Genomic DNA, 2,015 nt, shown 5'->3' on the forward strand with positions numbered 1-2,015 from the left:
AGACGACCAAATCAATATCTGAGCCTTTCTTTTGCTGGCCAATCAACATAGATCCAGTCAGTCCTAAGGCGCTAGTATCAACTCCATACCCCGACAATATCTCGATCAGGCGGTGACATTTTTCTTCTATTTCATCGTGAGCTGGACGTTCAAGAAGCGTTTTTAAACAGCGTTCTGGTTGATGATGAACCGTGACATCAGCGGGTTTGACGGCATGAAACTCTGCATCAAACTGCTTGGATTTGAATAAGTACTGTGGGTAATGACGATCCAAAAGACGGTTAGCTTGTTCAGTATCAATCTTTTGCCATTGACCTCCATTCTGAACATACCGCAGAAAGCAGCCAATCTTTTGTTGATGAGGGTGATAGCTGACCACAGCAAAAATAAGACCTTCAGCAGTCTCAATAAAGTCTTTTGGCAAATAGGGAAAATCTGCCTGTCTCATCGTATGTTGGGCTCCTTTGTTAAAGGCATCATGACAAGAAACTACCCCTGTCGTCTACCCCACATCCATAAACCTGTCAGAGATAAGAAAACAATCATGAGTCCCAGTAAATCTATTAACCAAATACCCAGATCGCCAAGGATACGACCGTTATGTATATCAATTAGAAGTTGCTGAACACTGATGCCTTTACCATAGAAAAATTGTTTGAGTGCATCATGCACGGATTGTGGTAAAGGATGCGGCATACTCCATGAGACGCCTTGTAATGAAATCGGTTCCCACTTATCCAGCATAAAGTTACTACGCCACATTGCTTGGCGTGTTTGTAAAACAGGCTCACCATGATAAAGACCGATATTTTGAATGGGGGCAGGAATGCCTGCTTCAGCGCCCATTTTTTCGATGAACTCCCCTTCACGAGTCAGAAGAATCAATGCGTCATCAGTGGTCAAAACAATGATATCTTCCATGCTGATGCCACCTAATAGAGGACGTTGTAAATGCGTTAATGGTTTGGCATCAATAAAAAGTTGATGACCAAACTGAGAAAACATCTTGTTATCAATGAGAAATGAGACATCAGGTTGTATTTTCCCCATACCGTAATGAGACATTAGCCAGTCTTCATTAATGTATATTTCGTCGAGCTTGAGTTGTGCAGCATGATTGATAAGTGAGCCACTCATTACTTTCAGCAAAATTATGATAGCCAAAATAGTCATTACGATGACACTGACAATATTTCTTTTACCGTGCATGAGAGAAGTCTTTAATTGAGAATATTTTTTAGTTTGCCAGCATTGAACTTAAATTTGTAGTTTCGCTGATAGCAGATATGAAAAAGGCAGTCGAAACTGCCTTTTTATTTGGTTTAAGTGAAAGACTAGAAGTCTACTATTAATCCTGCCCAAACCGTTCTTTCGATATTCGGACGAGCACCAAACGGGCTACGTGAAATGATTTCCTGTCTATCAAACAAGTTTTCCACTTTTACAAACACTTCAGGTCCCCTGGAAAACTGATAACGGCTAATCAGATCCACTGTAGTCAATGCATCATTTTTATCTAGTCGGCTGTCAGATTTATTACAACCAATCGATACACAGGTCTCATCGATATACTTCAGGACGGCATAGTTATTCCAGCCATTATTGTGCTCTAAACCGACCCGAATACTGAAAATATTCTCAGGAATATTTTGTAATTGCTGACCACTGGCAAATTCATCACCGGAGGTGGTTTCGGCGTCGGTATAGGTATAAGCCAGATCAACAGGAATCAAGAAGTCACCCGCAGTGAATAAAGTCCCGGCTTGAAATTCAAGACCTTTAACTTTGGCACCACCAACGCTGTATGAACCCGACTCAGCACCATTGCTACATTGCACGGCGACTGAACATTGCTCCACCAGGTTGCTGAAATCTGAATAGAAAGCAATGGCTTCACCATAGAATACGCCATGGTTGAAGCGCAGACCAAATTCATAGTTGTCACTTTTACCCGGCTCAGTACCATCTTTTTCACCGGCACTAAGTGGAATCATCCCTTCGTGAAAACCTGCGAG

2 protein-coding genes and 1 pseudogene are annotated in these 2,015 nt (G+C 41.8%); all 3 read right to left on the reverse strand.

The features are described from left to right. Positions 1 to 448: pseudogene (locus B4K20_RS04320) on the reverse strand (hypothetical protein); the annotation flags it as partial. Between the two features lie 41 nt (positions 449 to 489). Further along, positions 490 to 1,209 (reverse strand): PepSY domain-containing protein, encoded by a 720-nt coding sequence (locus B4K20_RS04325; RefSeq protein WP_289282010.1) that lies wholly within the window; start codon positions 1,207 to 1,209, stop codon positions 490 to 492. Between the two features lie 125 nt (positions 1,210 to 1,334). Further along, positions 1,335 to 2,015 (reverse strand): TonB-dependent receptor domain-containing protein (locus tag B4K20_RS04330; protein WP_289282011.1); only part of this gene is annotated, 681 nt, incomplete at its 5' end.

It is taken from the genome of Methylophaga sp. UBA5088, assembly GCF_002414625.1.
In the GTDB taxonomy this organism is placed as follows: Bacteria; Pseudomonadota; Gammaproteobacteria; order Nitrosococcales; family Methylophagaceae; genus Methylophaga; species Methylophaga marina.